27 protein-coding genes and 2 tRNA genes are annotated in these 25978 nt (G+C 57.3%); 14 read left to right on the top strand and 15 right to left on the bottom strand.

The features are described 5' to 3' along the window. Positions 1-420: 420 nt before the first annotated feature. On the top strand, positions 421-765 hold the full coding sequence (locus AAHA39_RS04910; RefSeq protein ID WP_033113334.1) for a DUF805 domain-containing protein: 345 nt from the start codon (positions 421-423) through the stop codon (positions 763-765). Between the two features lie 93 nt (positions 766-858). On the opposite strand, the gene AAHA39_RS04905 is transcribed toward AAHA39_RS04910, so the two are convergent. The 5 genes from AAHA39_RS04905 to tsaA form a co-directional block, all read right to left on the bottom strand. Further along, positions 859-1539: a hypothetical protein gene (locus tag AAHA39_RS04905; RefSeq protein WP_320657198.1), complete on the bottom strand. Its 681-nt coding sequence runs from the start codon at positions 1537-1539 to the stop codon at positions 859-861. A 147-nt stretch (positions 1540-1686) separates the two neighbouring features. After that, positions 1687-3072, bottom strand: coding sequence for an ATP-binding protein (locus AAHA39_RS04900; protein ID WP_041208266.1), 1386 nt, complete (start codon positions 3070-3072; stop codon positions 1687-1689). Then, a complete protein-coding gene (locus AAHA39_RS04895; RefSeq protein WP_320657197.1) occupies positions 3072-3746 on the bottom strand; it encodes a response regulator in 675 nt (224 codons plus the stop codon). The genes AAHA39_RS04900 and AAHA39_RS04895 overlap by 1 nt, the downstream gene beginning before the upstream one ends. A gap of 189 nt (positions 3747-3935) precedes the next feature. Further along, the gene (locus AAHA39_RS04890; protein WP_033113337.1) at positions 3936-4484 is read right to left on the bottom strand and encodes a cytochrome b; all 549 of its coding nucleotides are present in this window, start codon (positions 4482-4484) and stop codon (positions 3936-3938) included. Between the two features lie 281 nt (positions 4485-4765). Continuing rightward, entirely contained in the window at positions 4766-5470 is a 705-nt protein-coding gene (gene tsaA / locus AAHA39_RS04885) for a tRNA (N6-threonylcarbamoyladenosine(37)-N6)-methyltransferase TrmO (RefSeq protein WP_320657196.1), read from the bottom strand. Between the two features lie 227 nt (positions 5471-5697). Between tsaA and AAHA39_RS04880 the strand changes: the two genes are divergently transcribed. Further along, complete coding sequence (locus AAHA39_RS04880; protein WP_320657195.1) at positions 5698-6678, top strand: NAD-dependent epimerase/dehydratase family protein; 981 nt, start codon at positions 5698-5700, stop codon at positions 6676-6678. Between the two features lie 92 nt (positions 6679-6770). Here AAHA39_RS04880 and AAHA39_RS04875 read toward each other — a convergent pair whose 3' ends face one another. The 4 genes from AAHA39_RS04875 to cydD form a co-directional block, all read right to left on the bottom strand. Continuing rightward, the gene (locus AAHA39_RS04875) at positions 6771-7157 is read right to left on the bottom strand and encodes a DUF488 domain-containing protein (protein ID WP_320657194.1); all 387 of its coding nucleotides are present in this window, start codon (positions 7155-7157) and stop codon (positions 6771-6773) included. 6 nt (positions 7158-7163) lie between these two features. Continuing rightward, positions 7164-7535 (bottom strand): Rcs stress response system protein RcsF, encoded by a 372-nt coding sequence (gene rcsF / locus AAHA39_RS04870; RefSeq protein WP_033113362.1) that lies wholly within the window; start codon positions 7533-7535, stop codon positions 7164-7166. Between the two features lie 162 nt (positions 7536-7697). After that, positions 7698-9428, bottom strand: a complete 1731-nt coding sequence (gene cydC / locus AAHA39_RS04865) for a heme ABC transporter ATP-binding protein/permease CydC (RefSeq protein WP_320657193.1) — start codon at positions 9426-9428, stop codon at positions 7698-7700. After that, on the bottom strand, positions 9421-11190 hold the full coding sequence (cydD, locus tag AAHA39_RS04860; RefSeq protein ID WP_104015347.1) for a heme ABC transporter permease/ATP-binding protein CydD: 1770 nt from the start codon (positions 11188-11190) through the stop codon (positions 9421-9423). The genes cydC and cydD overlap by 8 nt, the downstream gene beginning before the upstream one ends. A gap of 201 nt (positions 11191-11391) precedes the next feature. On the opposite strand from cydD, the gene AAHA39_RS04855 reads away from it, so the two are divergent. Together AAHA39_RS04855 and AAHA39_RS04850 are read left to right on the top strand one after the other, a co-directional pair. Next, positions 11392-11465 (top strand) — tRNA-Gly (locus AAHA39_RS04855). A 15-nt stretch (positions 11466-11480) separates the two neighbouring features. Further along, positions 11481-11555: transfer RNA gene (locus tag AAHA39_RS04850), tRNA-Gly, on the top strand. A gap of 146 nt (positions 11556-11701) precedes the next feature. Here AAHA39_RS04850 and arcA read toward each other — a convergent pair. After that, positions 11702-12421, bottom strand: a complete 720-nt coding sequence (arcA, locus tag AAHA39_RS04845; protein ID WP_005338193.1) for a two-component system response regulator ArcA — start codon at positions 12419-12421, stop codon at positions 11702-11704. A 395-nt stretch (positions 12422-12816) separates the two neighbouring features. Here arcA and AAHA39_RS04840 point away from each other — a divergent pair, with 395 nt between their 5' ends. Both AAHA39_RS04840 and AAHA39_RS04835 read left to right on the top strand, forming a co-directional pair. Next, a complete protein-coding gene (locus tag AAHA39_RS04840; RefSeq protein ID WP_082035435.1) occupies positions 12817-13224 on the top strand; it encodes a DUF3293 domain-containing protein in 408 nt (135 codons plus the stop codon). 42 nt (positions 13225-13266) lie between these two features. Then, positions 13267-13746, top strand: a complete 480-nt coding sequence (locus AAHA39_RS04835; protein ID WP_041208276.1) for a putative 4-hydroxy-4-methyl-2-oxoglutarate aldolase — start codon at positions 13267-13269, stop codon at positions 13744-13746. 1 nt (position 13747) lies between these two features. On the opposite strand, the gene AAHA39_RS04830 is transcribed toward AAHA39_RS04835, so the two are convergent. After that, a complete protein-coding gene (locus AAHA39_RS04830; protein WP_182927520.1) occupies positions 13748-14227 on the bottom strand; it encodes a hypothetical protein in 480 nt (159 codons plus the stop codon). 168 nt (positions 14228-14395) lie between these two features. On the opposite strand from AAHA39_RS04830, the gene AAHA39_RS04825 reads away from it, so the two are divergent. From AAHA39_RS04825 to AAHA39_RS04795, 7 genes are all read left to right on the top strand, one after another. Next, positions 14396-14794, top strand: coding sequence for an META domain-containing protein (locus tag AAHA39_RS04825; RefSeq protein WP_182927521.1), 399 nt, complete (start codon positions 14396-14398; stop codon positions 14792-14794). 196 nt (positions 14795-14990) lie between these two features. Next, entirely contained in the window at positions 14991-15359 is a 369-nt protein-coding gene (locus AAHA39_RS04820) for an ArsR/SmtB family transcription factor (RefSeq protein WP_182927522.1), read from the top strand. A 4-nt stretch (positions 15360-15363) separates the two neighbouring features. Then, the gene (gene arsD, locus AAHA39_RS04815; protein ID WP_320657401.1) at positions 15364-15732 is read left to right on the top strand and encodes an arsenite efflux transporter metallochaperone ArsD; all 369 of its coding nucleotides are present in this window, start codon (positions 15364-15366) and stop codon (positions 15730-15732) included. Positions 15733-15759: 27 nt separating this feature from the next. Next, a complete protein-coding gene (gene arsA, locus AAHA39_RS04810; RefSeq protein WP_320657400.1) occupies positions 15760-17523 on the top strand; it encodes an arsenical pump-driving ATPase in 1764 nt (587 codons plus the stop codon). Positions 17524-17613: 90 nt separating this feature from the next. Further along, complete coding sequence (gene arsB / locus AAHA39_RS04805; RefSeq protein WP_042080992.1) at positions 17614-18678, top strand: ACR3 family arsenite efflux transporter; 1065 nt, start codon at positions 17614-17616, stop codon at positions 18676-18678. 75 nt (positions 18679-18753) lie between these two features. Continuing rightward, the gene (arsC, locus tag AAHA39_RS04800; protein ID WP_182927525.1) at positions 18754-19179 is read left to right on the top strand and encodes a glutaredoxin-dependent arsenate reductase; all 426 of its coding nucleotides are present in this window, start codon (positions 18754-18756) and stop codon (positions 19177-19179) included. Between the two features lie 358 nt (positions 19180-19537). Further along, positions 19538-20749 (top strand): NupC/NupG family nucleoside CNT transporter, encoded by a 1212-nt coding sequence (locus AAHA39_RS04795; RefSeq protein WP_071911985.1) that lies wholly within the window; start codon positions 19538-19540, stop codon positions 20747-20749. A gap of 88 nt (positions 20750-20837) precedes the next feature. Here the strand turns inward: AAHA39_RS04795 and AAHA39_RS04790 are convergent, their stop codons facing one another. Together AAHA39_RS04790 and AAHA39_RS04785 are read right to left on the bottom strand one after the other, a co-directional pair. Then, positions 20838-22154, bottom strand: coding sequence for a HipA domain-containing protein (locus tag AAHA39_RS04790; protein ID WP_182927526.1), 1317 nt, complete (start codon positions 22152-22154; stop codon positions 20838-20840). Further along, complete coding sequence (locus tag AAHA39_RS04785) at positions 22138-22434, bottom strand: helix-turn-helix domain-containing protein (RefSeq protein WP_182927527.1); 297 nt, start codon at positions 22432-22434, stop codon at positions 22138-22140. Before AAHA39_RS04785 ends, AAHA39_RS04790 begins: the two co-directional genes overlap by 17 nt. A 277-nt stretch (positions 22435-22711) precedes the next feature. On the opposite strand from AAHA39_RS04785, the gene AAHA39_RS04780 reads away from it, so the two are divergent. Continuing rightward, positions 22712-23257, top strand: a complete 546-nt coding sequence (locus tag AAHA39_RS04780) for a metal-dependent hydrolase (RefSeq protein ID WP_182927528.1) — start codon at positions 22712-22714, stop codon at positions 23255-23257. 14 nt (positions 23258-23271) lie between these two features. On the opposite strand, the gene AAHA39_RS04775 is transcribed toward AAHA39_RS04780, so the two are convergent. After that, complete coding sequence (locus AAHA39_RS04775) at positions 23272-24249, bottom strand: hypothetical protein (RefSeq protein WP_182927529.1); 978 nt, start codon at positions 24247-24249, stop codon at positions 23272-23274. Positions 24250-24441: 192 nt separating this feature from the next. Continuing rightward, positions 24442-25512 (bottom strand): hypothetical protein, encoded by a 1071-nt coding sequence (locus AAHA39_RS04770; protein WP_182927530.1) that lies wholly within the window; start codon positions 25510-25512, stop codon positions 24442-24444. Between the last annotated feature and the right edge of the window lie 466 nt (positions 25513-25978).

Below are 25978 nucleotides of genomic sequence, written 5' to 3'. Positions count from 1 at the left end.
GGCTGCCGTTATCCAGCTTCGATTCTTCCGCTGCCACTCGTTACCCGGGCTCCCTTTGCGGCTTTCGGGGCCTGCATTGGCCGTAAACACCGCCTATGGCTCTGCTGCAAAGCCCTTATTGTGCGTGTTTGCACGATGAAAAGTTATCAAAAATTATCAAAAATCTTTAAAACTTGGGGCCTGTCACACTGCGCAAAGCCAGAGCTGGCACCGCTCATTGGCCATATCGGTGATTAACGGGGTATTCTCTTTTATATTTTATAATCCAAATTGCCTTGCTGAATATCACAATGTCCAATTATCTTTGTCTGGCCGCAGCAGGTTATGACAAGCGACCAACACCAATACTGATGGTTTTGCTATCGCTTATTTCTGTCTCCTTCGTGCAAAAACAACATAGACGCAGAAGCTGGAGTTTTTATGAACTGGTATTTTCGTGCATTTCAGAAATTTGCTGATTTCAAAGGACGGGCCTCGCGCAAAGAATATTGGATGTTCGTTCTTATCAATACCGTTATTTGTGTCATCCTCTCGCTGCTCACCAAACAGCTGGATTATGGCTACAAACTGATGGGCGTATATGGTCTCTTTATTATTGTGCCCTGCTGGGCATTGAGCGTGCGCCGTCTGCACGACATTGGTCGCAATGGCTGGTTTTTGCTGCTGGGATTAATCCCGATTATCGGCCCGCTGATGGTGCTTTTTTTCAAGGCAAAGCGCGGTAATCCCTATTCAAATCGCTATGGTGCCGTCCCTTTTATCTGACTAAACACCGACAGAAAGCTCTCCCGTGTAGCAAGCAGGCCGGACGAAATGAGATAGTCCGGCCTCTTTTATTGGCCGCTTACCAGCGCTGGATCATTGACCGTTGCTCGCATCCAGCGGGAAGGCGAACAGATCCCGGCGGTAGGTCTCGACCACCAGACTGAACGGCGTGCCATCCTCCCGTGAAAGCAGGGCGCGGTGCTGCAATACCTGCTCGGGGATGGTCAGCGGTGCCTTGCTGGTGGCAATGACGGGCATCTTCATCTCCCAGCCAGCCGGCAGGGGCGACCAGAGCAGGGTGGAGGAGAGGGTCTTGCGGCTGAAGTTGAGCGCCTTGACCGCAAGCCCGAACGGGGTGTCGCTGCTGTCGAGCAGCTGGTTCATCTCCGGAGTGAGGCGGCTTTTGACATACCAGTTGTCCGCTTCCGAGAAGATATGATCACCGCAAGTTAGCTGCACCCGGCGATAGCCCACCGGCTCATCGGAGCCGATCTTGAACAGCTCGCGGGTGGCGGCATCGGCTGGTTTGCGTGTTGTCTGGTCACGCAGGGCGCGAATGCGCGGTTCGCCCGCCATCTTGTGGTCGGCGCACCAGTTTTGCAGGGTGACGGTAGCACTCGGGTTGCTCAGCAAGGTGGCGTTGAGGGTTTGCAGCAGGGCCTGTGCCTTGAGGCGGGTTATGGGGCCATCTTGCCAGCCATCGGGGGCCTTCTCTTGCGCCTGTACGGCGCCGTGGCAGAGCAGGGCGGCCAGCAATAGCATTCGGATCTTCATGTTTTCATTACCTTTCCCGATTTTTGTGACCGGATTGTAACATCGAGGGACATGAATGCGACCAATATGTGGTCTGATGAGCAAAGGGTTGCGGGCCGCTAAAGGGCCCGCAACGGAGAGATTTCATGGGGGGAGACAGGCGTGCTGTCAGGGGAGATCCAGGGTAAAACGGGCACCGCCAAGAGGAGATTCATCCACCCGGATCTGGCCGCCGTAGCTGTGGACGATTTCGGTCACTACCGCCAGACCGATGCCTTGACCGGGGGAGCTGTCGGCGCGCACGCCGCGCTGGAAGATCTGTTCGGATTTGGCCTCGTCGATGCCGGGGCCATCATCTTCCACCTCGATGCGCAGGCGCTCGAGATGGCGACGCAGGGTCACCCGCACCTCGCTGATGGCAAACTTGCAGGCGTTGTCGAGCAGGTTGCCCATCAACTCCATCAAGTCCCCCTGTTCGCCATGGAACAGGGCATCATCATCGAACGTGAAGTGGGTTTGCAGCTTCTTGTGACGGTAGACCTTGGTCAGACTGGCGAGCAGCTTCTCGATGAGCGGCACCGGCTCGGTGCCCTTGCTGGCAAGGCGCTGACGGCCGGTGACGGCGCGTCTGAGCTGGTACTGGATCATCTGATCCATGGTGAGGATCTGTTCGTTGATGTTGTCGTGGATCTCCCGGCCCAGCTCCAGCTCGCGGGTGGTCATCTGGATCAGCGCCAGCCGGGTTTTCAGGCTGTGGGCGAGATCGTTCAGGGCGTGCTGGTAGCGCTGGGTTTGCTGCCGTTCGTTCTCCAGCAGCTGGTTGACCGACTCGGTGAGCGGGGTGAGCTCCTGTTCAAAATCGCTGGAGAGAGAGTCGAGCTTGCCGGAGCGAATGTCATCGATCTGGCGGGCTATGGTGCGCAGGGAGCCGAGGCTCCAGTAGGTGGTGAGCAGCAGCAGGCTGGCCAGCAGCATGTAGGCGAGCACCGCCTGCCGGGCGATATGGCCGAGATAGGCGAGGGATTCTGCGTGATAGCGCTTGGCCGAATCGATCATCACCACGTAGTAGGCGGTGGTGCCAGTGCCTGGGTTGCGGATAAAACGCAGGCTGTAGACGAAGTAGCTTTCGCCGTTCTTGATGGTGTGCTTCTTGAAGAAGTAGTCGAGATCCATCCCCCCCAGATACTGCATCAGGTCGCCACAGATACTCTCTTTGGCCTTGATCACCTCCGGCATGTGCAGGCTCGACCAGATCCGTTCACCATCGGCGCGGCAAATGAGGGTATCGAGGTCGGCATCCCCGGCATTGCGGGAGATGTGGCTGAGATCGGTCGGGCCGCCATTGCTCGGCTCGGTCGAGGAGAAGAGCTTGGCCAGGTTCTCCTGCATCCGGGCACTCGCCTTCTGGGTCTGCTCCTCGACATGGCCGAGGTAGAGGGCATAGACGGCAAAGCCCATGCTGAGGGCGATCACCAGCAGGGAGCTGAGCAGCAGCTTGATGTGCAGCGAGCGGCGCAGCACCCGCACCATCCGCAGTAGCGGGCAGAATCGCATCAGTTGCACGACAGGTTGAAGATGTAACCCTGACGGCGGATGGTGGAGATGGGTTGAATTGTCCCCTCCGGATCCAGTTTCTTGCGCAGGCGGCTGACCATGACCTCGATGGTGTTGGGATCCCCTTCGCCATCGCCGTAGAGCTGGTCGAGCAGCTGCTGCTTGGAGACCACCTGACGGGCGTTGCGCATCAGGTACTCCAGAATGAGATATTCGAAGCTGGTCAGCACGGCCACTTCACCGGAGATGGTCAGCTCCTTGCGGGAGAGATCGAGCTCGTAGTCACCCGCTTTCACCCGGGGAGAGATAAAGCCGGCACTGCGGCGCACCAGCGCGTTGAGACGAGCCAGCAGCTCATCCTTCTGAAACGGTTTGACCAGATAGTCATCGGCACCCGCTTCCAGCCCTTCCACCTTGTCCTGCCAGTTGCCACGGGCGGTGAGGACGATGATGGGAAAGGGGATCTGCTTCTCGCGCAGTTCGCGGATCAGTTGCAGGCCATCCATATCGGGCAGACCGAGATCGATGATGGCCACGTCGATGGGGTAATCCGTTGCATAGTGCTGCGCAATCCCTGCCTGATCGGTGCTGTAGACCTGATTGTCTGCTTCGGTCAGCAGAGAGGAGAGGTGGTGATTGAGCAGCTTGTCGTCTTCGACCAGGAGAATTTTCATGGTGTGTGCGGCGGTCATAGGGATCCAAGCAGTCAATTAGAAGATGTTCGCTATGCGGAGTCAATCCGTATCCTAATGCCTCCCGCCTGTATCGGGACTGAATCACGCTGATGCCGGGGTTGATATGAGTTTGAGCGGAATGCAAAGAGGGGGCCATGGTGGCCCCCTCTTTTGTCTGTTTGCAACGCCTTAGCTGCGGCGCGGCGGCAGCATATTGGTCAGAGTGTTGTCCTTGAGCACATGGTGATGGAAGAGGGCGGCCACAGTGTGCAGGGCGATCAGGGCGTAACCCAGGTTGCCCAAGGTTTCGTGCACCTCCTTGATAAACCCTTTGGCATCAGGGCTCGGCGCTATCAGCGCAGGCAATTCAAACCCGAAGAAGGGGATGGGCTTGCCGGCGGCGCTCAGCAGCAGCCAGCCACACAGCGGGGTCAGAATGAGGAAGCCGTAGAGGGCGATATGGGCCAGCTTGGCCAGCTTGTGCATCAGGGGGGAGAGCTCGGGCACGATACGGGGCGTCGGGCTCATCCAGCGCAGGGCCAGTCTGACAAAGACCAGTGCGAAGATCAGCAGCCCCAGCATGAAGTGCCACTCCTTCATCAGATCCCGACCCGGGTCTCCTTTGGGAAAAATGTCACGAAATTCGATCAGGGCATAGACGGCGATCATGGCCCACAGGGTCAGCCAGTGCAGCCCGAGACTCAGGGTGCCGTAGCGTTGTTCACTGTTCATCAGCATGGTTGGTTTCCTTCAGTCAAAGAGTCACATCCGTGTGGCATCTCCCGATGAGCGAAACGATCGGAGGAGGCCAGTTCCATTGGCGACGCCTGCCGGATACACACAGGTGCAGGGCGGGCGCCCGTTAGAGGAAAATCGTCTGTATTTTCCGCATGATACTGCCATGGAGATGGTATCACTGCCGGCTCGTTGAGGAGCTGATCAATACCACACAATTTACAGGTTAATTAAACCGTGAGCAGTGTGAAGCGCCCGTGAAAAGATCTGCCTGACCCTGATGGTCAGGCCGGTTCGATGGCAATGACCAGACAGGCTGGCTCGCAGATCCGGAAACGCACATTGCAGTTGAACAGCCGCACGCCGTACTCCTTCTCGTCCGGCTTGCCCTTCTTGTAGGCAGGGCGCGGATCCTGTGCCAGCACTTCGCTCACCAGCTGGCGCAGTTCGGGGTAGCGCTGGCTCCATGTTTGCAGCTGCAACTCGGCGTCCGGGCTGAAGCTCACCGCCAGCGGCGGGGTCGGGGCATCGGGGGCAAAGCCGCCACGGGCCTCCGGCAGGCTGTCGGCATAGGGAATATAGGGTTTGATATCGACGATGGGAGTGCCATCGAGCAGGTCGACGGCCCCCAGCTCCAGCCAGAGTTTGCCGCGCTCGCGGCCCACCCCGTGCAGCTCGACCACCGAGAGGCCGAGCGGATTGGGGCGAAAGGTGGAACGGGTAGCAAAGACCCCGACCCGCTCGTTTCCGCCCAGGCGCGGCGGGCGCACCGTCGGATTCCAACCCTGCTCCATGGTCTGGTGAAAGACGAAGCTGAGCCACAGATGGGAGAACTGCTCGATGCCGCGCAGCACGTCCGGCTGATCGTAGGGGGGGCGCAGCTCGAGGCGGGCACGGGCCGATTTGACCAGGCCGGGCTGGCGCGGAATGGCGAACTTCTCCTTGTAGGGAGAGCGGATAATCCCGAGGGTGTCGATTTCAAACTTCATGGCGGATCCTGGCTGAAAACCCTGGCAATTTAGCACATGCGGCCCCAAAACGCAGGCTTCCCCGTGCGGCGCCCTCGCCGCCTGCTGCCGTGATCCCCGTCCCATCCCGGTATATCGAGGGCTGTGCCTTGGCGCCAAGTTGCGTAGGGTGGGACAAACAGGAGGAGCGGTGCTGGCTCGCCACGGTGCGAAGACCGCAACAGTAAGCCGGATGGGGAGGGAGAGGGATGAAACTGCTGATTATCGGTGGCACCGGATTTTTGGGGCGCCACCTGACTGCGCTGGCGCTCGATTGGGGTCACGAGGTGACCCTGTTCAATCGCAGCCATCACCAGCATCCTGACTGGTGGGAGCTGGTACAGCTCATCGGCGATCGCAATGGCGATCTGGGTGCGCTGCAGGGAGAGGGGCGGCAGTGGGATCTCGTTATCGATACCTGCTGCTATCGGCCAGAGCAGGCGGCGAGCCTGTCGGCGGCCCTGCTCGGGCGCTGCGAGCGGCTCATCTTTATCTCCACCATCAGCGTCTATCGCGACTTTGCCCAACCCGGAATGGACGAATCGGCGCCCCTGCATGTCATCGGTGGGGGAGAGCAGCCCGAGGAGTATGGCCCGCTCAAGGTGTTGTGCGAAGAGGTGTATCGCGCCCGCTGGGGCGAGCGACTCTGCATTCTGCGCCCGGGCGTATTGTGCGGCCCCCATGATCACACCGGCCGTATGGCCTGGTGGGTGAAGCGGGTGCAGCAGGGCGGGCGCTGGCTGCTGCCGGGGGAGGGGCAGGATCGACTGCAATATCTGGATGTGCGCGACTGCGCCGAGTTTGTGCTGCGGGCCGCCGAGCAGCAGTTGACGGGAGTTTTCAATCTGGTCAAGCCGGGCATTGCGCTGGCAGATTGGGTCGAGCGGCTGGCGGCGAGAGTGGGAGTTGCCTCCCCCATAGAGGCTGATTGGGTGCCCTGGCCAGCACTGCTGGCGGCCGGGGTCGAGCCCTGGCTGAGCTATCCGACCCTGCTGCCCAATATGTTGCCGGAGTATGCCGGTTATGGCCGCATCAGCGCCGAGGCGGCCATCGTGCACGGTCTCAACTTCCGGCCGCTGGAGGAGACGGCCGCTGATCTGGCCGAGTGGCTGGCACGGACGCCGGATGCGGCGGTGGCCGAAGGGATGACCATTGATCAAGAGATGCTGCTGCGCCAGCAGGTGCGATAACGCATAGCGAACTGGCGCGCCATGCAATACCTGAAAACAGGAGGGCATCGTAATGATGCCCTCTTGTTTTTACTGGCATAAGCACGTGAGTGTTAGCGGATGTTCGCACCTGCGGCCGCCAGCAACTCCCGCAAAATGGCACGGTGGCAGCGGGACTCCTGCTCGCAGTAGCAACCCACCGACAGGTTGGTGGTGTGGGAGAGGGCGGCCAGCAGTGCCAGATCGTGTTTGGCTGCCGGGGTTGCCAGCTCCGCCTTGTACGCCTTGCCAAAGGCAGCCCACTGGGCCGGGGTCTCCGCGGCCTGCCCCAGCTTCATGGTTTCGCTGCTAGGGGCGAGGTTGGGGAACCAGACGTCATACCAGTTCTGGCTGGCAAACTCGGTCTTTGATACGCCGCGGGGCGGGCGACGTACCGTGCCGATCCGCAGCCCCTCGTCGGGGAGGCGGGGCGAGCCGAGACGGACGATGGCGAGCGCCATGAGTCGTTACTTCTCTTCAGCCACTTTCAGCGCCTGACCGTAGCAGATGACCTGCTTCAGGCAGCCGGGGGTATCGCTGAATTCGCTGCACTTGTCGAAGGTGACGCCGTTGCCGCCCATGTCGGCAGCGCGGCGGCGAGCCAGGGTGCGCGCCTCACCGGCGTTGGGCACCGGCTGCTTGGCATCGGCCTGGCACGATTCCCCCTCGACGGTGCCGAGGTAGAGGTAGTTGAGATCGGCCAGCTGAGCTTGCTCGTAAATCCGCACGCTACCGGGTTTGAAGTAGTCGTCGAAGTTCTCTTTATCCAGATTGCTGTTGAAGGCGTAGTTGGCACAGCCGGAGGCAATCAGGGGCATCATCAGGATCAGGCGTTTCATCATCTCGTATCTTGTGTCGGTGATGAGGACAGTAGAAAGGCGCAGGCGCTCCATGTCGGCATCTTGTTGAATAATGAGGGGCCATTATAGGGGCCAGTCGCCTGTGGCGGCCAGCCCCGTTTTGACCCCGAATGTCAGGGTGTGACCGCCATCAGGCGGATATCAGACCGGTGCCAGCCGCTGATGCAGGCTGCGATAGTACTCATCTGCCAGCAACTCCTGATGGGGAGCGCAGAGGCGGATCTGCCCCTCTTCCATCAGGGCGATGCGATCCATCTGCTCCAGTCCCAGCAGACGGTGGGAGATGAGCAGCATGGAGCGGTCGGCCCCCAGGGTGAACAGCAGCGCCATGATCTCCCGTTCGGTCTGGCTGTCGAGCCCCTCGGTCGGCTCATCGAGCAGCCAGAGCGGCGCATCGTGCAGCAGGGCGCGGGCGATGCCGATGCGGCGGCGCTCGCCACCGGAGAGCGGGCGGCCACCATCGCCGAGCCAGGCATCCAGACCCGCCTCATCTTCCAGCAGGGTGGCAAGGCCAACCCGGGTCAGTACCTCGACCAGCTGTTCGTCAGTGGCAGTCGGTGCTGCCAGCTTCATGTTGCCGCGCAGGGTATCGGCAAACAGGTGTACCCGTTGACTCACCACCGAGATGGAGGCGCGCAGCGCCCCTTCGCTGTAGTCGGTCAGCGGCTTGCCACCCAGCAGGATCTTGCCCGCCTGAGGGCTCCACTCACGGGTCAGCAGGCCCATCAGGGTCGATTTGCCACAGCCGGTCTGGCCCAGCAGCGCCAGCTTCTCGCCTGCGTGCAGTTGCAGGGTACAGCCGCGCAGCACCGGTTGCGGATTGCCGGGATAACCGAAGTAGAGGTCATTGATCTGCAGGGCACCCTGGCTGGCGTGAGCCTGCTCGCTGCCCCACTCGGGGGCTTTGGCTTCCTGCAGGATCTCGTTCAGGCGGCGTGCCGAGGTGAGGCTGGTGGAGAGGTGCTGGAAGGAGCCTGCCAGCGGCATCAGCGCTTCGAAGCTCGCCAGCGTGGCAAATACCATCAGGGCGGTAACGGGATCGGGAGCCGCGCCCGCAACGCCGTGGCCTGCCATCCAGAGCATCAGGGTCAGGGTCCAGCCGCTCAGCAGTTGCACCGAGAAGTTGGCCAGCCCGCTCACTTTGGCCATGCGGGCCTGGGCGGCGAGCAGTGCCTGCTCGGCCTGTTGCAGTTCACCCAGCGCCTTGGGGGCGGCGGCAAACATCTGCAACTCGGCCTGACCATCCAGATAGTCCACCATGCGGGTGCGCAGGCTGGCCTTTTCGGCGATCAGTGCCTGACCGGGGCGACGGCCGAGGAAGTAGAACACCAGCGGCAGGGCGATCATGCCAAACAGCAGAATGGCGCCAAGGGTCAGGGCGAGGCGGCTATCGAACAGGGAGAGGAACAGCACCATGGCGCCCGTGCCCAGCAGCGCGGCACCGATGGGGGTGAGCAGGCGCAGGTAGACGTGATCCATCGCATCGATGTCGGCCACCAGCCGGTTGAGCAGATCCGCCTGACGAAAGCCTGCCAGCGTACCGGTGGAGAGTGGCGAGAGCTTTTGCCAGAACCAGACCCGCAGCCGGGTCAGAACCCGGAAGGTGGCATCGTGGCTCACTACTCGCTCACCCCAGCGACCTGCGGTGCGGATGATGGAGAAGAAGCGCACCCCGCCAGCCGGCGTCATGTAGTTGAAGCTGTCGCGACTGGCGACTGCCATCCCGGCAACGGCGGCGGCAGAGAGGAACCAGCCGGAGAGGGACAGCAGCCCCATCCCGGCAATCAGGGTGACCAGTGCCAGCAGCAGGCCGAGGGAGAGGCTGAGCCAGTGCTGACGGTAGAGGCGCAGAAACGGCAAGAGATCAGTCATCGAGAGAGCCCTCGGAACGTTGGGAGAGCAGCCGGGCGAATGGCCCCTCTGCCTGACAAAGTTGCTGGAAGTTGCCCTGTTCCACCAGCTGACCGCGCTCCAGCACCAGGATCTGATCCATCTGGCCGAGCTGGTCGAGGCGGTGGGTGATCATCAGCAGGGTCTGGTTGGCCATCGCCTCTTCAAGGGTGGTCATGATGGCCCGCTCCGAGTGGCGATCCAGACTGGCGGTCGGTTCATCGAGCACCATCAGCTGGGTTGACTTGAGCAGGGTACGCGCCAGTGCGAGGCGCTGGGCCTGACCGACCGAGAGGCCGCCTGCCTGATCGCCAACCGGATAGTCAAACCCCTTCTCCATGGCAAACTCCCATGCCTGCGCCCGTTTCAGGGCATCCTCCAGCTCGGCATCGCTGGCTGTTGGCTTGGCCAGCAGCAGGTTGTCGCGAAGAGAGGCGTGGAACAGTTGCGGGTTTTGCGAGAGCCAGCCCAGTTGCAGGCGCCACTGACTCATATCGAGGGTGGCGAGCTCCTGCCCATTCACCTTGAGCTCGCCGCGATAGGGGGCAAAGCCGAGCAGGGCGTTGACCAGCGAGCTTTTGCCGGCGCCACTGATACCGACCAGGGCGGTGCGTGAACCGGCTGCAAGAGTGAAGTCGATGGGGCCGACCAGCACCTTGCCCTCGGCGCTTAGCACTTCCAGACCTTTGGCCTCAACCTTGATGGGGCTGTCGGCGTGGAAAGGGGTGCTGCCTGCGGCTGGCTCGCTCACCTCGGCTTCGAGGAATTCGAGCAGCTGTTCGGCAGCGCCGATGGCCTGTGCCTTGGCATGGTAGTGGGCACCCAGTTCGCGCAGCGGTGCGTAGAACTCGGGGGCAAGAAAGAGCACGAACAGGCCGGTAAAGAGAGTAACTTTGCTGCCATAGTGGCCAAAATCGAGGTGATCGATATAGGAGAAGCCGAAGTAAACGGCGACCAGCGCGACCGAGATGGCGGCAAAGAACTCCAATACGGCGGTGCTCAAAAACGCTAGGCGCAGCACTTCCATGGTGCGTTCGCGAAAATCTTCCGAGGCGTCGCGAATGGCGTCACCTTCAGCCTGGGTACGCATAAAGAGTTGCAAGGTTCGCAGCCCCTTCAGGCGATCGAGGAAGTGGCCGGAGAGACGAGCCAGCGCCTGAAAGTTGCGGCGGTTGGCATCGGCGGCGCCAACACCAACCAGGATCATAAAGATGGGGATCAGAGGGGCGGTACCCAGCAGGATCAAGCCCGCCGCCCAGTTGACCGGGAATACGGCTACCAGAATGACTACCGGAATAAAGACCGCGATGGCCATCTGCGGCAGATAGCGGGAGAAGAAATCCTGCATGTTTTCAATCTGTTCCAGCAGCAGGCTGGCCCAGCTGCCGGCCGGGCGACGCTGGATATAGGCAGGGCCGAGACGGCTTAAGCGAGTGAGTACCAGCTGGCGGATGGTCTGGCGCACCGCGCTGCCGGCCTTGAAGCTGGCCACTTCGCGGCCATAGGCGAGTGCCGCCTTGCCGAGGGTTACCAGCAGCAGGGTAATAAATAAGGGGATGGACTGTTCCGGTTGTTTGCCCTCAATGATGAAGCCGTGCAACAGGGTCGCCAGCAGCCAGGCTTGCGCCACCATCAGAATGCCTTGACCCAGGCCAAAGGCGATGGAAATCGTGATCCAGCGGCGACCGTGACTCGATTGCGTGCGCAACCAGCCATAGAGACGTTTTTGCGTTTTTTTATCCATTACCACCATCCTCGCGTCGAGTGGCGCAAGACTATCCTCGCCGTTTGGCCTTGGCAACCTTGTAAATTATCTGTGTTGAAAATGTTTGCTTGAAAAAGCAACCGACTGTTCAATCCTTGTCCGAACAGATTGATTTATTGAAAAAAGTGGCAAGGACGGCATTGCGCTCACCGGCAAAATGCATATAGTAGGAGCCCTGACGCGGGTGTAGTTCAATGGTAGAACGGTAGCTTCCCAAGCTGCATACGTGGGTTCGATTCCCATCACCCGCTCCAAATTTCAGATGCCAAGCGGGCATCGTATAATGGCTATTACCTCAGCCTTCCAAGCTGATGATGCGGGTTCGATTCCCGCTGCCCGCTCCAGCTTCAACGCAAAAAGCCCACTCCTGCGAGTGGGCTTTTTGTTTGTCCGCTATTTGCTTCTCTTTGCCACTCTTCATGGCGCATCGGGAGCCGGAAAAAAGAAAAGGCGCCACAGGCGCCTCTTCGGATGGGTAAGCGGTGCGGAATTACTCCTGCTCCAGCTCGCCGCAGAAACGGTAACCTTCGCCGTGGATGGTGGCGATGATCTCCGGGGTATCGTTGACGCTTTCGAAGTGCTTGCGGATACGACGGATGGTCACATCGACGGTACGGTCGTGGGGCTTGAGCTCGCGGCCGGTCATCTTCTTCAGCAATTCGGCACGGGTCTGGATCTGGCCCGGGTTTTCGCAGAAGTGCAGCATGGCACGGAACTCGGAGCGCGGCAGCTTGAACATGTCGCCGGTGGGGCTGACCAGTGCGCGGCTGTTGATATCCAGCGCCCAGCCGTTGAACAGGTAACGTTCGACCAGCTTCTTCTCTTCGCCACCGGCAGCCACATTCATGGTGCGGCTCAGCAGGTTGCGGGCACGGATGGTCAGTTCACGGGGGTTGAACGGCTTGGTGATGTAATCATCGGCGCCGATCTCCAGACCCAGGATCTTGTCCACTTCGTTGTCGCGACCGGTCAGGAACATCAGGGCGATGTTGTCGTTCTCGCGCAGCTCGCGGGCCAGCAACAGGCCGTTTTTACCCGGCAGGTTGATGTCCATGATCACCAGATTGATGGTGTGAGAGGTGAGGGCCTGATGCATCTCGTCGCCGTTGTTGGCCTCGAGTACGATGTAGCCTTCTGCCTCGAAAATGCTTTTCAGGGTATTACGAGTGACCAGTTCGTCTTCGACGATCAGAATGTGTGGTGTTTGCATGAGTATTCCCAGATTCTTATCAGTTAATTATCTTAAATTTAACACTTCTTGGCGTTTCAAGCCGATTTCCTGACTGATCCTGAAAATTAATTACGTCATCCTGGGTATGAAGGTCAGGTCGGCATAGTGTGAATTTGGCATCAGTATCGGCAAATATCCCTGTGCCACTTATAGGTTCCCGAGAAGACTACTCGAGCAAAGCCTGGAAAGGTCATCCATTACGAAGTTGCCGCATTTTATCAGTTAACAGGAGCATAACAACACCCTTTGCCGTCAGATAGCAACTTTTTAACTCTGTTTTGATATAGGTCAAACCGTGGCACAACAGCATCATACTTGGCCTTAACCGGGTTTTCGCCCCTATAAAATGTAATGGAATGTAACATGTGATTGACATGATTTTGTGGGAAAACTACAAGAAAATTTGCTTTTTAGCGCCATTTGGAATGCCTTCCTGGCCCGAATTTGCCATCGTTACAGCCTGGAATCCTGCCAGTCAATGGGTCGGAGAGCGTCGCAACCGGCGTCGCGAGCGGGCACTTTGGCGTCATCTGGAGTCCATGCCGGGCGTCAATATGGCTGGCCCTGTGTGGGGAGCGGCACCGGACGAAAGCTGGCGCGAGTCCTCGCTCGCCGTGGCGCTGCCCCTGCCAGAGGCTTGCGCACTGGCTGCCCGCTTTGGCCAGAACGCCATCTACTGGATCGAAAAGGGACAGCTCTGGCTGGTGCCGGTATTAAGCGATAAATCAGCAGTTTGTCTGGGAGATATCGCTGCTTTCTGGATTGTCAGAGCCGATTGTTGATGAAAGAATGAACATCTTCATGCATCTGAAAGGAATCAAATCATGCTGGATCTTCTGCCCGACCTCTGCGATCAGCACGGCGATATGCTGCAAGTGGCTGAACCCTGTTTTCACGATTTCGGTGGCAAGGCCATCTTCTATGGTCGCGCCGTGACCCTCTCCTGCTACGAGGACAACAGTCTGGTGCGGGAGCTGGTGAATCGTCCCGGCCAGGGCAAGGTGATGGTGATCGACGGGGGGGGGTCACTGCGCCGGGCTCTGCTTGGTGATCAACTGGCCATCAAGGCGGTGGAGCAGGGGTGGGAGGGGATCCTGATCCACGGTGCGGCGCGGGATGTGGGCACTCTGGCGACACTGGCGCTCGGGGTCAAGGCGCTGGCGGCCTGTCCGGTCAAGACCGAGAAGCGCGGGCAGGGCGAGCTTGGCGCCGTAGTGAACTTTGCCGGCGTGACCATTCATGAAGGGGATTACATCTACGCGGATCGCAACGGCGTGGTGGTGAGTGCCACGCCGCTGATCTGATTCAGAAGTTGAAACCAACACCCAGGCTCAGCGCCTGATCGGCTTTAAAGGTGCTGACGCCGTAATTGGCGGTAAGGGAGAGTCTGGGGGTCAGCAGCAGGCTGGAGTTGAGCTCCAGCAGGGTGCTGCCCTGATTGAGCTCCAGATGGCGGATCTGGCTGCCGACATTGAAGGCGGGGGAGAGCTGATAGCGTACTCCTGAGCTCATGTTGAAACCTGATTGGCGGTTCTGATCCGCGACCGCCGGCCCCGCTTCCATAAAGAGGCTGACATCATCCATCACCGGATATTGATAGCCGCTGTTGACCAGCCAGAGATCAAAACTGTCGCTGTGATGGCTCTGACTGTTGAGCAGTACCCCGGAGTAACTTTTGACATAGAGTGAGGGATCGGCTGGCTGCTTGAAGAGATCCCAGTCGGCAGCCTGAGCGGCCACGCTGGTGCAGGATGCGAGCAGTGTGATGAGAAGCGCCTTGGTCATTCTTTTCCCCTCCCTGGGTCCGGAACTGAGCTTAAGCATGGCACAAGCATGGCACATGCCAGAGCGGAGTTAAGTGAACTTTGATCACAATAAATCGCTTTGGCTGAGGCGCTGAGCATGTTAAACAGGCTGCCGTATTGATGAGTCCAATCATTAAGAGGTGAATCCATGAACAAGAAACTGACTCTGCTGGCCGCGCTGGCACTGGGAGGCTGCGCCATGGCGACCGGTTCTACCATGACTCAACTGCAGGCATCCGGCTGGCAACTGCAAGGTGCCACCGGCGATACCTTTACCCTGCAAGTTGTTGACGGCAAGGTGGCGGGCAAGGGCGGCTGCAACCGCTATTTTGGCGGTATCACCAAGCAGGGTGACGGTGTCTTGACGCTGGGGGCCATGGGCTCCACTCGCATGATGTGCATCGGCGATGCCATGAACAAAGAGACCGAGTTCCTGCAAAAGCTGGAGAAGGTGGCCACCTACACCATCAACGGCAACCAGTTGATTCTGAGCGACGCCAACAAGGCGTCCCTGCTCACCTTCAACGCTGTTCCCGTGACCAAGTAAGAGTCTGTTGCAGACCCTTGGTTGACGCCCTCCCTGCCGGAGGGCGTCTCTGTTTTACCCACAGCAATCCCCTCCCTGCTTCTCCTCCCGATTCCTTGCTCTTCCCTCGCATCATGGCGAAATGAGAGTCTGCAAATTGATCATTTCAATAATTCTTGTATAGTTGAAATAAAAGAGCATCCAACGAGAGGCAACTATGAACAAAGAGACGGCCACCAAGGTCTTTGAATCGCTGGCATCCGGCATCCGGCTCGATGTATGGCGGCTGTTGGTGAAGGCCGGGCTGGAGGGGCGGGTCGCGGGCGAACTGGCCAGCGAACTCGATATTGCCCCCAATACCCTCTCGTTTCACCTCAAGGCGATGCTCAATGCCGGTCTGTTGTCAGTGGAGCAGGAGGGGCGCTTTCTGCGCTACCGCGCCAATATCCCCCTGATGCTGGATGTGATCGCCTACCTCACCGAGGAGTGCTGTGCCGGTCATCCCGAGGCGTGCGGCCTGATGCGTGCCGAGTCAGCCTGCTCCCCCCATGTTCTGCCTGCGCAGCCCTGCTGCAACAAGGAGTAATGCCATGTCCTCCATTCAGATTTTTGATCCCGCCCTCTGCTGCTCCAGCGGTGTTTGTGGCTCCGAGGTTGATCAGGCACTGGTCACCTTCGCTGCCGACCTAGCCTGGGCCAAGGATCAGGGAGTTGCCATCGAGCGTTTCAATCTGGCCCAGCAGCCGATGCAATTTGCCAAGACACCTGCCGTCAGCGCTTTTCTGACCCACGCCGGGGAGGAGGGGTTGCCGCTGGTGCTGGTGGAGGGGCAGGTGGTGTTGACCGGCCGTTACCCGAGCCGCAGTGAGCTGGCCCGTTATGCCGGGCTGCCTGCGCCGCAAGCGGCCATCAAGGGGATCGTCAAGGGCGACAGCTGCTCTGGCAGCGGTTGCTGCTGAGTTGTGACGCACCATTCGGGAGAGGCTATGTACCATTTTCTGACCAATCCACCGCCGTTTCTCTTCTTCACCGACAAGGGCGGGGTAGGCAAGACCTCGCTGGCCTGCGCCAGTGCGGTGGCCCTCTGCGATGCCGGTAAGCGGGTGCTGCTGGTGAGCACTGACCCCGCCTCCAATGTGGGGCAGGTGTTTGCAACCGAGATCGGCAATCGCGTCACCGCCATCGACGCTGTGCCCGGTTTGTCTGCGCTGGAGATAGATCCCCCCGCGGCAGCCAAAGCCTATCGGGAGTGGATTGTCGGGCCGGTGCGCGGCAAGTTGCCCGAGAGCGTGGTGCGCAGTATCGAGGAGCAGCTCTCCGGCGCCTGCACCACCGAGATCGCCGCCTTTGACGAGTTCACCGCGCTGCTGACCGATCAAACGTTGCTGGCCGAGTATGACCATATCGTCTTTGATACGGCCCCAACCGGCCACACCATCCGGCTGCTGCAACTGCCGGGAGCCTGGAGCGAATTTCTGGAGCAGGGCAAGGGGGATGCCTCCTGCCTTGGCCCGCTGGCGGGGCTGGAGAAACAGCGCAGCCAGTATGGCGAGGCGGTCGCCGCGCTGGCCGATGCTGCTCGCACCCGGTTGGTGCTGGTGGCGCGCGCCCAGCAATCCACTTTGAGAGAAGTGGCTCGCACCCACGAGGAGCTGGCCACCATCGGCTTGCTGAATCAGCAACTGGTGATCAATGGCCTCTTCCCTGAGGGGGCCATTGCCGGAGATCCGTTGGCAATGGCGCTCTGGCTGCGTGAACAACGGGCTCTCGCCCAGATGCCGCAGGGGATAAAGGGGCTGGCGCAGGATCATATCCCGCTGCTGGCCACCAACCTGGTGGGGCTCGACAGTTTGCGCCAGCTGCTGCAACCACAGGATGCTGGTGCGCATGTATCACTGGCAACGTCAGCTCATCTGCCAGCCCAGCCCGAGTTGAGTTCGCTGGTGGACGAGCTGGCCGCCGACGGTCACGGCCTCATCATGCTGATGGGCAAGGGCGGGGTGGGCAAAACCACGCTGGCGGCCGCCGTGGCGGTGGAACTAGCCAGTCGTGGCCTGCCAGTGCACCTCACCACCTCGGATCCCGCCGCGCACCTCGGCGAGACGCTGGCAGGTAGCTTGCCCCATTTGGAGGTGAGCCGCATCGACCCCCACGCCGAGACCGAGCGTTACCGTGCTCAGGTGCTGGCCACCAAGGGGGCTGCGCTGGACGAGCAGGGGCGGGCGCTGCTGGAGGAGGACTTGCGCTCCCCCTGTAACGAGGAGATCGCCGTGTTTCAGGCCTTCTCGCGCATCATTCGCGAGGCGGGCAAGCGCTTCGTGGTGATGGATACCGCCCCCACCGGCCACACCCTGCTGCTGCTCGACGCCACCGGCGCTTACCACAGGGAGATCGCTCGCCAGATGGGAAACAAGGGGCTGCACTTCAACACCCCCATGATGCAGTTGCAGGATCCCAAACAGACCAAGGTGTTGATTGGGACGCTGCCCGAGCCGACGCCAGTGCAGGAGGCAGCCAATCTGCAATCCGATCTGCGCCGCGCGGGCATCGAGCCCTGGGGCTGGCTTATCAACCACAGCTTGCAGCAAGCCGCGGTCAGCTCGCCGCTGCTGCAACTGCGGGCCGAGCGCCAGTTGCCCCATATCGAGGCGGTCGAGCAGCAACATGCCAGCCGCTACGCCGTGGTACCGCTACTCGCCGAGGAGCCGGTGGGGCCCGATGCCCTGCGCCGCCTCTGCCGGCACCATTGAATCGCCGCCCGGCCCGCTGCCGGGGCGGCTTGAATTACACCATTTTTGAATCTTTAGAAGATGCGGGATTGCGCCGCATCGGGAGCTGTCATGTCTGCAACATGTGATGCCAAGGCCGTGCCTGCCATCGGCTTTTTTGAACGTTATCTGACAGCCTGGGTCGCCCTCTGCATTCTGGTGGGAATTGGCCTCGGGCAGGGGTTGCCGGATCTCTTCAAGGCGATCGGTGCCATGGAGGTGGCCAAGGTCAACCTGCCGGTGGGGCTGCTCATCTGGGTGATGATCATCCCCATGCTGCTCAAGATCGACTTCGGCGCCCTGCATCAGGTGAAGGGACACCTCAAGGGAATTGGCGTCACCCTCTTTATCAACTGGCTGGTCAAGCCCTTCTCCATGGCCTTCCTCGGCTGGCTCTTTATCCGCGTGCTGTTTGCTGACTGGCTGCCGGCTGATCAACTCGACAGCTATGTGGCGGGGCTGATCCTGCTGGCGGCGGCACCCTGCACCGCCATGGTGTTTGTCTGGAGTCGCCTCACCAACGGCGATCCCTACTTCACCCTGTCGCAGGTGGCGGTGAATGACCTCATCATGGTGTTTGCCTTCGCGCCGCTGGTGGCGCTGCTGCTCGGAGTCTCCAGCATCATAGTGCCGTGGGATACCCTGCTCACCTCTGTGGTGCTCTATATCGTCATCCCGGTGATCATCGCCCAACTGCTGCGCAAGGCTTTGCTGAAAAAGGGAGAGGCCCATTTTGACGGCGTTATGACCCGCATCCAGCCTTGGTCGGTGGCGGCCCTGCTGCTCACTCTGGTGCTGCTGTTTGCCTTTCAGGGCAACGCCATCATTGAGCAGCCGCTGGTTATCGCCCTGTTGGCGGTGCCGATCCTGATCCAGGTGCTGTTCAACTCTGGCTTGGCTTACTGGCTTAATCGCAAGGTGGGGGAAAAGCACTCGGTCGCCTGTCCTTCAGCCCTGATCGGCGCCTCCAACTTCTTCGAGTTGGCGGTGGCCGCCGCCATCAGCCTGTTCGGCTTTCACTCCGGCGCGGCGCTCGCCACCGTGGTTGGCGTGCTGATCGAGGTGCCGGTCATGCTGCTGGTGGTGCGGGTGGTTAACGCCAGCAAACCCTGGTACGAAGCGGGGCTGAGCCGTTAACTGATGGCCACTAACAGCTGGCCGTCAACTGATGCTATCCATTTTCTATTCACTTGATTCATGAGAGACACGCAAATGAGTGCAATCACCATCTATCACAACCCGGAATGTGGTACCTCCCGCAACACCCTGGAGCTGATCCGCAACAGCGGCGTGGAACCCACGGTCATCCACTATCTGGAGACGCCCCCCTCCCGTGACCAGCTGGTGGCGCTGATCGCCGCCATGGCCATGCCGGTGCGGGCTCTGCTGCGCAAGAACGTGCCCCCCTACGAGGCGCTCGGGCTGGCGGAAGATCGTTTCAGCGATGATGAGCTGGTCGATGCCATGCTGGCTCATCCCATCCTCATCAACCGTCCCATCGTCGTCACGCCGCTTGGCACCAAACTGTGCCGTCCGTCGGAAGTGGTGCTCGATATATTGCCCGATCAGCAAAAAGGGGCCTTCGCCAAGGAGGATGGCGAGCAGGTGGTGGATGCGAGCGGCAAGCGCCTCAAGTAATCATCTGAGTACTCAAGTACGGATTGAAACAGGGCCAGCGTCACGCTGGCCCTGTTTCGTTGTGTGAACAAGTTGAAAAAGTTACTCCAGCCAATCGTTTTACCGCTTTTTCTGTGACGATGATCACTGTACCATCGCCGCCCGACCTGCCACCCGGCCGCATCTCCCCCTGCGACGGCGCTGGCGTCACCCGATACATGCTGTCACCCGGAACGTGAATGACCCCAGGATGGGACCCGCCACTAACCTGTAGGTTTGTGGTCTGCGTGTCGCGTGGGTCGGCACCTCTCCCGCCGGATCGCCCGCGACGCCTGTCTGCAGACTTGCCATATGAAACTCCTCTCTTCATAGGTGCAAGATGACACTGTTATTGAGTCTGGTCGGTATGCTGGCCCTGATGTTTATCGCCTGGCTGGCGAGTGAAAACCGCCGAGCCATCCGCTGGCGAACCGTGCTGGGTGCGCTCGCCCTGCAAACCGGTTTTGCTGCGCTGGTGCTCTATTTCCCCCCCGGACAAATCATGCTCGGTGCCATGAGCAATGGCGTCTCCGCCCTGCTCGGCTTTGCCGACAGCGGCATCCGTTTCGTGTTTGGCGATCTCGCCAGCAACGGCTTTATCTTCGCCGTGCGGGTGCTGCCGCTGGTGATCTTTATCAGCGCGCTGATCGCCGTGCTCTACCACTTCGGCATCATGCAGTGGGTGATCCGGGTACTGGGCGGCGCTATTCATCGCCTGCTCGGCACCAGCCGCGCCGAATCCCTGGTGGCCACCGGCAATATCTTCCTGTCGCAAGGGGAGTCGCCGCTGCTGATCCGTCCCTTCCTCGCCGGTATGACCCGCTCCGAGCTCTTTGCGGTGATGACCTGTGGCATGGCTTCGGTGGCGGGCTCGGTGCTGGGCGGTTACGCCGGTCTGGGTGTGGATCTTAAATACCTCATTGCCGCCTCCTTTATGGCTGCGCCGGGTGGCCTGCTGATGGCCAAACTGCTGGTGCCGGAGCAGCAGCAGGTGAGCGATCAGACCGAGATCACCCTCGACAAGAGTGACTACAGCAACGCCATTGACGCGCTGGCGGGCGGTGCCATGGGCGGCATGAAGATCGCCGTAGCCATCGGCACTATCCTGCTCGCCTTTGTCAGCGTCATCACCATGATCAACGCCGGTCTCACCACCGTTGGCGAGTGGTTCGGCTGGGCCGATCTCTCCCTGCAGCAGTTGCTGGGCTATCTGTTTGCTCCGGTGGCCTGGCTGATTGGCGTGCCCGCCAGCGAGATGATGGCGGCAGGCTCCCTGATTGGTCAGAAGGTGATCATGAACGAGTTCGTCGCCTATCTGGACTTTGCCAATATCAAGGCCGATCTGAGTGCCCACACCCAGATCATCATCACCTTCGCCCTCTGTGGTTTCGCCAATCTGGGCTCCATTGCAGTGCAGCTTGGCTCCATTGGCACCATGGCACCGGAGCGCCGTCACGATGTGGCCAATATGGGCTTCAAGGCGGTGCTGGCGGCGACCCTGGCCAACCTGATGAGCGCCACCTTGGCCGGGATCTTTGTCTCGCTGGCCTGATGGCGTGAGGCAATAGCCGGTTAGTATGCGGCAGAAACAAAGACCCCCTCTTGCCGCTTGGCAAGAGGGGGTCTTTTTGTTGAGTTGGTTACAGCTCCAGAGTGGGTAACTGCGCAGCCTGCTCCTGAAAATGGTGGCAGCGCTGCTCAACGTTATCCCGGTAGCGTGCCAGATAAGCCTGCTCGGCGGGATTGTCTGTCTCAACCATGGCGATGGCGGCATTCAGATGAAGGAGGATGTCATTAGCCATCTTGTGCAAGGTCTGCTGCAACAGACGTTTGGGCAGGTCACACGTTTCGGCCATATCCAGCAACTGCCATGCGTTGACCGCCTCGGGGGAAAACTCGTCGCCGATGGCCATGGCCAAATGCTGGTTGAACTCGGGGTAAAGCCCCACATTGACCAGATCGTACCAAGGGGTCGGCGTTAGCCCTGCTCTTGATACGAAGAAGCTGTAGTTCTTGCCGTGGGCATCGTGATTGTTGACGCAGAGGTTGAAGATCAGCCATTGCAGCATGTTCAATCTGGCCTGCGCCGGATTGACACAGAGAGCGCTGAGGCTGAACAGCCGTGGCAGGCTCACCCCTTCCCGAATATGTGCCACATCCCGACTGTCACCGAAGTTCCGTTCATATTTTCGGGTGACGGGGAACCCCAACCCCTGACAGGCATCGATCATGTGGCGACGGCGAACCCTCAAGCCATCTTCATCGAGGCGCCGGTCAAACCGTTCTACAAGCAAACCTCGGTGGGACTTATCGCCTTGGCCGACCCTGTGCAGTTCGACCTGTGCTACCGGCATGCCCAACAACGCCGCCAGCCGCATGGTTACGAATTCATTGATCACCAGATGAGGGTGATGCTCGAACTTGAGGAGGTGGGTGGAACAGAGCTCGCCCTCACCAAATCCCAGCGTCCCTTCGATTCGCAGCAAGTTGAGCTTGGCTTGCACACCCGCAACCGAGAGTCGGGGGCGGCCATCCCAGACCTCCAGCGGCCAGATCTCGGGCTGTTCGAGTCGCAGCAACAGCTCCTCCGGGGTAATGGGGCGAAACCGGGTGGGGACGTCGGGCTCTGTGGGCAGGGCAAAGGTGACTGCCCCGGAGACATCGCGACCGATGCCGTGGATCAGGGCAAAGAGATTGCTGCGCGAAACGGATAGTGCCTCAATCAGATGATCCAGCCCGCGATTCTCTGGCAGCAAGTTGCCGAGATACGCCCGGATCTGCGCGCTGCTGGCCGAGCCATCCAGCGCCAGCGGCGGCGATAGTGGGAATCCATGCGTTTGCCACTCTGGTGTATAGCCGAGCTGAAACACATCCTGCTGGGAATCATATTCAAGATGACCGATCAGCTGGCTACCCAGCCTGAGCTCAAGCCGATGGCGCTCAGAACCACTCATCATCAGCGACCTCTGGTTGGCTGTTATCGCTCGTTACCTGTGAGCCTGCTTCCTGCACCAGCTGCAAGCGCAGTCCCAGTGCGTTCATCACCTGCAGCAGGGTCGAGAGGTAGACATCTCCCCCCTTTTCAATCTTGATTAGGGTCTTCTTGGAGATGCCACACAGTGAGGCTGTTACCTCCTGTGTCATCCTGGCGGCCTTGCGTCTCTCGCGGATCGCCAGCCCCAGCGAGGCGGGATCCAGTGCTTTCGGGTCGGTTGGCAATGGTGCGTCTGTCATCATGAATACGGAAAAAGTGTAGGTTATTACACCTTAACTCATGGTAAGAGCAAACAGCAACCAAAAGTGTACGATGGTGCACTTTTGATAATCTCTGTGCTGTTTGCGATATAAAAGTGTAGAGATATTCACTTTTTAGAACAGAAAAGGTGGCTAGGGAGGAGTTGGGAGATGGCAGAGGGGTTGTGAGAGGGCTGTCTGCAGAGCAGTATTGCACTTCACCTTCACTTCACCGAGCGGGGGTAGGGTAGGATCATGTTTTCAGTTGGAGCTTTATTCTATGCCCACTATCGTCACTCACGCCGCCGTCCCTCTCTGCCTTGGGCTCGGGTTTGGTAGCCGGATCATTCCGCCGCGCCTGCTGCTCGCTGGGGTTGCGATTGCCATGCTGCCCGATGCCGATGTGCTCGCCTTCAAACTGGGGGTCGCCTACGGCCATGTCTTTGGTCACCGCGGCTTTACCCACTCCCTGTTGTTTGCCTTTGCCCTGCCCACGCTGGCCATGCTGTTTCACCGCCAGTTAAGGGCCCGCGCTGCCACTGTCTGGTCGTTTCTGCTGGTCTCTCTGCTCTCCCACAGCTTGCTCGATTCGCTCACCACCGGCGGCAAGGGGGTTGTCTGGCTCTGGCCGTGGCGGGACGAGCGTTTCTTCGCCCCCTGGCAGGTGATCCGGGTCGCCCCCTTCAAGCAGGAGGCCTATCTCACCGCTCGAGGTGAAGCGGTGATCCTCTCCGAGCTCTACTGGGTCTGGCTGCCGGGGGTTGTATTGATGCTGGTATTGATGGGATGGCGGGTGTGGGGGCCTGATTTTATCTTAAAAATGTGAGCCCTTTTTTATGATTAAATTTTGCTGGCTGTTATAGGTTTTGTCATGTCGAAAATAAATGTTCTTATGTTATCTAAAACTGGGCTGTTATCCCTAATGCTAATTTTATTTACATGATCTTGGATGTCTATATCATCGCCAATATTTGGCTTGTCGAACCACTCACCTTTGAAACTCAAAATACAGTAAGCACCATATTTAGATTTTGTAGAAGCCATATATGCTGGTAGTTGTTGAATGAGACCATGAGCTAGATCTTTAGAGTGAGCTAGTTTGAATTCCACGCAGAGCCTTACCATTCCACGATCTTTGACTGATGCGATTAAAACAAAATCGATATTACCAACGCCAGCACCATATTCTGGAATGATTTCGATATTACTTAATAGCATTTGATCAGACAACATACAGTGAATGACTGGCTGTAAGTCAACCTCTATTTTGGGTTTTCTAGATATTATTTTTTGCCCTTTGTACTCGATATTCCAAAATGATTTATATGCATTAGCTTCGCTGATTTTATCGTTGATAGATGATAAAGATGAATATACCCTGTTCCGAAACTCCTCCTCTGAATGATAGATGTCTTTATTTAAAAGACTATTCTTTCTTGCCCAGCGTAAAAGTTCGACAGGTGGGGCGACAGATTTTGTTTTTATCTCATAATGTTTGCGGGGCTCTCTATTTATTCCACAGTTAAGGGTGATGCTTGAAGTTGACCAAATAACAAATGTTCGGATATCAGCAGAGAGATAAATAAACTCGTTAAGTTCTAAAACAGAAACGGTATCATTTCTTTGGAATACGATTGAATTATTTTGAAAGCTTAGGGAGAGAATGAATTCTTCATATTCTATATGGAATATTATTCCGCCATGTATGACCATGTCGCAAGAAACATCAAACATAATTGTTGCTTCTGTTCTAAATAAATCAGAAGGAATGAGTCCTCCTCGAAATGCAGGACTAATATAAACTATAGGTTCTATCATATAAATCCTTTTGACCGACGATAAGTTGGTGACGGTGGTTGTGATTCAACCGGCTCAGGTCAGCCTTAATTACCGCCATAAAGATTATTCTTCCATCTTCTTGAGTATTGGCTATGATATGTCTTGCTCGAAAAGACAGGGTTCCTAATGTTTGTTATATTTTTATTTTATCACCATTATCTTTTTTAGTTATCACAACCCTTTCATTTTTTTACTCAATTCTTCAGCATGTTTATCAGCTTTTTCAATGTCATCTTCTTCATTAATGAAGAATAGCAATCCATTGGCTAGTCGATACTCAAAAATTCCATACTCTTTTTCAACGTATGGTAGCACCCAATCCTCCACTACATTATTTTTGAAAATATAATTATCTAATCTTAAAAAGTCTAGCATATATATTTTCCAATCTTCATTTGTGAGGCGCATAGTTAATACATGGTTCTTTTCATATAGATCACTAAACATCAAATCAGGAGTGGGGGTTAAAGAAAAGAATACTAATGCATCTAAGTTTTCAAAGTGTTCTGGGTTCTTTATATAAATGCCATTCACAGGGTGGTATAAGTATGAAAACAACTCATCCATACTGGTTGCATATTGAAAAACAACGACTCCAAGATTTATAACAGCTGTATCATAACGGAATTTTTTATTTATCTTTTTTATATTTTTAGATAATTGCCGATAGTGAGTAGAAGCCTTTAATAAAGTTAGGTTGTTATAATCGTCTCTTTCCGATAAATGATCTAGAGAAACACCGCTAAAAAATGGCTTTATATATTTGCAACCGATTTTCAAACTTGATTCTTCACGATATTCAGGTGCTGTTTCAATAGTTTTAACTTCGACAGCGACTAAAGCAGAACCATTTCCAAGCTTTAAGTCAAGAGCATACTCAAGAGTTTTATCTTTTACAAATGCTGGCGGTTCATAGTATACGCCCTTCAGTGCAACATTATCATTGTTAGTTTTTAATAAAAAACAACAAAAAAGATAATAAAGAACATTAAACTCACCAATCCCTTCTTGAAATCTATTGTGGTCATATTTTCCTGCGACTTTCCCATTTAATTTTTTAAATATCAGATCATCTACTATTACTTCACTATTAGTGAACTTCATAAAAATAGATAAAATAAGATGATAAAAATCCCCCTCAAATTTATCATCTAAGAATGGATGTTGCTTAGGGTAATTAGCTTCTTGGATTTTTTTAATAATCTTATTCTTTTCTTCTTTTAAGTGCAAATCTAAACTCATTTTATACTTCTATTTAATAATATAACGGTGATTAGATGTAAGACGATACTAACTCAATAGCATAGCCTTCCGTATAACTCAGTCCTGCTCTGATAGTTACGACGATAAAAATATTACCATCGCGTATGTTGGGCTAAAAATCGTAGGTTGGAGCTGAACGAAGTGAAGCCCAACGTTTACCGAGAATATATCTGTAAATTTTTTTTACCGATCTACCACATCTTTTTTATCCCGATCCGGTTGGCGCAATAATGCTCGCCAGTTGGGCTTTGCTACACGCTGCGCCAACCTGTAAAAACCACGCTACCGCCCCTGAGTGACAGCCCCCAGTTTGCTGCTGTTAACCTGCGAGATAGCAACAATCGCTGTCATGGCGTTCTTCCGAGAGGTTGATTGTCATTCGGGTATCTTAAGGGGGAGGGTAGCGCGTTGAGAAGCGTGTTTTGGCAGGAATCTATGTTGGATC

The sequence above is a fragment of the Aeromonas sp. SE22 genome (genome assembly GCF_038739755.1).
GTDB lineage: Bacteria > Pseudomonadota > Gammaproteobacteria > Enterobacterales > Aeromonadaceae > Aeromonas > Aeromonas jandaei.
This window is presented reverse-complemented; position numbering and strand designations above follow the sequence as displayed.